The organism is Asticcacaulis sp. (genome assembly GCF_027484505.1).
Taxonomy (GTDB): domain Bacteria; phylum Pseudomonadota; class Alphaproteobacteria; order Caulobacterales; family Caulobacteraceae; genus Asticcacaulis.
In genome coordinates this window covers 1-3,062 of the sequence record NZ_JAIXSV010000322.1, presented here as the reverse complement: position 1 = coordinate 3,062, position 3,062 = coordinate 1, and the positions used below count along the sequence as shown (strand labels likewise).

Sequence of the window (3,062 nt, the reverse complement as noted above, 5' to 3'; positions counted from 1 at the left end):
TGGGGGCCGCGAAATACACCCATCGTGCCTGAACCGGAGAGCTTCGGGGCTTCGGCCGCATGGACCATCAAGGTGCCGCAAGAGGCCCTGAAAGGGGTAGCCGACGTCTATCTGGATGTTGATTATCAGGGCGATGTGGCGCGGCTGTTTTCGGGTCCGCAAATGCTTGACGACGAATACTATATCGGCCGGACGTGGCGTATCGGGCTTAAGCGCTATGCCGACAAACTGGCGCAGCCGCTGACGCTCAGTGTCATGCCGCTGCGCGAGGATTCAAAAGTCTATTTTGACGCCAGTGTGAAACCACAATTCACGGACGGTCAGGTGGCGCGCATCGACGCGATCCGACTGACGCCCGAATACGAATTGACGCTGAAATAGGCCGGAAGTCGGGCACTCAGAGTGCCCACCCGGCTACACACAAGTATCGCATAATAAATCTTATGGGAAATTTAAACGTGCTCAGGCGTGAAACCGTTGAAACGTCCGGGCGTCGGGCCATTTCCGTTTGGTTTTTGCGCCGCCTTTGCCTATATCGCTTGCATGGGAGTTGGCCATGATCCTTGTCATCGATAATTACGACAGCTTCACCTATAATCTGGTGCACTATCTTGCGGAACTCGGCGCGGAAACGCAGGTGTACCGCAACGACGCCCTGAGCGTTCAGGACGCGCTGGCTCTGAAGCCCAAGGCGGTTCTGCTGTCGCCCGGACCGTGCGCGCCGGATCAGGCCGGCATCTGCCTGCCTCTGTTGCGTGCCGCCCCCGAAGATCTGCCGATCTTTGGCGTCTGTCTGGGGCATCAGTCGATCGGTCAGGCCTATGGCGGCGACGTCATCCGCGCCAAGACGCTGATGCATGGCAAGACCAGCCATATCCACCATAAAGACATCGGCCTGTTCAAGGACCTGCCCAATCCGTTTACGGCAACGCGCTATCATTCGCTGGCCATCAAGCGCGAAACTCTGCCCGATGACCTGATCGTCACCGCCTGGACCGAAGACGGCGAAATCATGGGCGTCCAGCACCGCACACGCCCCATCCACGGCGTGCAGTTCCATCCGGAATCCATTGCCACCGAAGGCGGCCATCAGATTCTGGCCAACTTCCTGCGTCTGGCTGGTATCGAGAGCCACAACCTCTATGTCTGACGCCTTCAAACCCTTGCTGGCCAAGCTGGCGGACGGTCAGACCCTGTCTGACGCCGACGCCGAAATCTTCTTTTCCGCCTGCCTGCGCGGCGAACCGACCCCGGCTCAGGTGGCGGCTGCCGTGACCGCCATCCGTCTGCGCGGTGAAACCGTGGGCGAAATCGCTGCCTGCGCCCGCGCCATGCGCGCCGCGGCCAAGAGGCTCGACCATCCCTATGACACGGTCGATGTCTGCGGCACCGGTGGCGATGGGCTGCATACGCTCAACATATCCACAGCTGTAGGCTTTGTGGCGGCCGGCGGTGGCCTGAAGGTCGCCAAGCACGGCAACCGCGCCATCACCTCGAAATCCGGCACGGCGGATGTTCTGGCGGCTCTGGGCGTCAATATCGACGCCACGCCGGAGCAGCAGCGCAAGGCGCTGGACGAAGCCGGTATCTGCTTCCTTTTCGCTGTGGCGCATCACGGGGCGATGAAGCATGTCTCTCCGATCCGTCAGCAGCTCGGTTTCCGCACCATTTTCAACCTTTTGGGCCCCCTCACCAATCCCGCTGGCGCGCGCCGTCAGGTGGTGGGCGTGCCCTCGCCGCGCTTTATAGAGCCGATTGGCAAGGCCTTGGGGCAGCTTGAGGCCGTTCACGCCTGGGTCGTACACGGTTCCGGTCTCGATGAACTGACGACCACGGGCGAAACCGAGGTGGCGGAATGGAAGGACGGCAAGTTACGCCTGTTTAGCATTACGCCCGAAGCGGTGGGGCTGCCGCGCGCGGCGCTGGCCGACATTACGGGCGGCGCTCCGGAACACAATGCGGCGGCGTTGCGGCGGTTGCTGGAGGGCGAAAAAGGCCCCTATCGTGATATCGTCATGCTCAATGCTGCGGCGGCCTTCATGGTCGGCGGGGCGGTTGAGACCCTGCGTGAAGGGCTCGATCACGCTGCCGCCAGCCTCGATGACGGCAAGGCTCTGGCGGCGCTCGACCAACTCGTCACCCTTACAAACAGCTAAGACATGTCTGATATTCTGGAAAAGATCGCCACTTACAAGCGCACGGAAGTCGCCGAACGCAAGCCTGCGGCGTCACTGTCGGCGCTGGAGGCACGCATCAAAGAGGTCAGCGCACCGCGCGGCTTTCAAAATGCGCTGGTGGCCCGCAAACAGCCCAAAAGCCTGTCTCTGATCGCCGAGGTCAAAAAAGCCAGCCCGTCTAAGGGACTGATTCGCGAGGATTTCGAACCGGCCAGCCTAGCGGCGGCTTATCAGGCGGGTGGCGCGTCCTGTCTTTCGATCCTGACCGATGCGCCGAGCTTTATGGGTCACGAATCGCACTTTGTGGCCGCCCGTAATGCCGTCACCCTGCCCTGCATCCGTAAGGAATTCCTTGTCGATGTGTGGCAGGTCGCCGAGTCGCGCAGCCTTGGGGCCGATGCCATTCTTGTCATTATGGCGATGATCGACGACGCCTTGGCCGCCGATCTGATCGCGGCCGCCCATGCCTATGGCATGGACGCGTTGGTCGAGGTGCACGACGCGCCGGAAATGGAACGCGCGCTTAAGCTAACCTCTCCACTGATCGGTATAAACAACCGCAACTTAAGAACTTTTGATGTCGATCTGAAAACGACCGAGGACCTGTCGGACATGGTCGGACCGCAGCACGTTCTGGTCGCCGAAAGCGGTATCTTTACGCCGCAGGACGTGGCACGGCTCGAAAAAACCGGGGCCACTGCCATGCTGGTCGGCGAAAGCCTGATGCGGCAGGGCGACGTTACCCAGGCGGCGAAGAATCTGCTCGCGCCCGCTTGACAAGACTCAAGAACGCATACAGAACACTTTGCACAAGTTCATGACTTGTTCACCATTCATGCGCTAAATATTGCCATGTCCGGGGACAAACTTTTGCAGCGGGTGGAC

At 60.6% G+C, this 3,062-nt stretch carries 4 protein-coding genes; all 4 read left to right on the top strand.

Annotated features, from left to right (window positions below):
- The coding region (locus Q0072_RS18880; RefSeq protein ID WP_298333095.1) for a hypothetical protein at positions 1-381 on the top strand (381 nt) is incomplete at its 5' end.
- A gap of 175 nt (positions 382-556) precedes the next feature.
- The gene (locus tag Q0072_RS18875; protein ID WP_298333094.1) at positions 557-1,150 is read left to right on the top strand and encodes an aminodeoxychorismate/anthranilate synthase component II; all 594 of its coding nucleotides are present in this window, start codon (positions 557-559) and stop codon (positions 1,148-1,150) included.
- A complete protein-coding gene (gene trpD, locus Q0072_RS18870) occupies positions 1,143-2,156 on the top strand; it encodes an anthranilate phosphoribosyltransferase (protein ID WP_298333093.1) in 1,014 nt (337 codons plus the stop codon). Before Q0072_RS18875 ends, trpD begins: the two co-directional genes overlap by 8 nt.
- Before the next feature lie 3 nt (positions 2,157-2,159).
- Complete coding sequence (gene trpC, locus Q0072_RS18865; protein ID WP_298333092.1) at positions 2,160-2,954, top strand: indole-3-glycerol phosphate synthase TrpC; 795 nt, start codon at positions 2,160-2,162, stop codon at positions 2,952-2,954.
- Positions 2,955-3,062 lie beyond the last annotated feature (108 nt).

Bases quoted from the DNA above. Each gene is read 5' to 3' on its own strand.
- Q0072_RS18875 (WP_298333094.1), top strand. From the start codon at position 557: ATGATCCTTGTCATCGATAATTACGACAGCTTCACCTATAATCTGGTG.
- trpD (WP_298333093.1), top strand. From the start codon at position 1,143: ATGTCTGACGCCTTCAAACCCTTGCTGGCCAAGCTGGCGGACGGTCAG.
- trpC (WP_298333092.1), top strand. From the start codon at position 2,160: ATGTCTGATATTCTGGAAAAGATCGCCACTTACAAGCGCACGGAAGTC.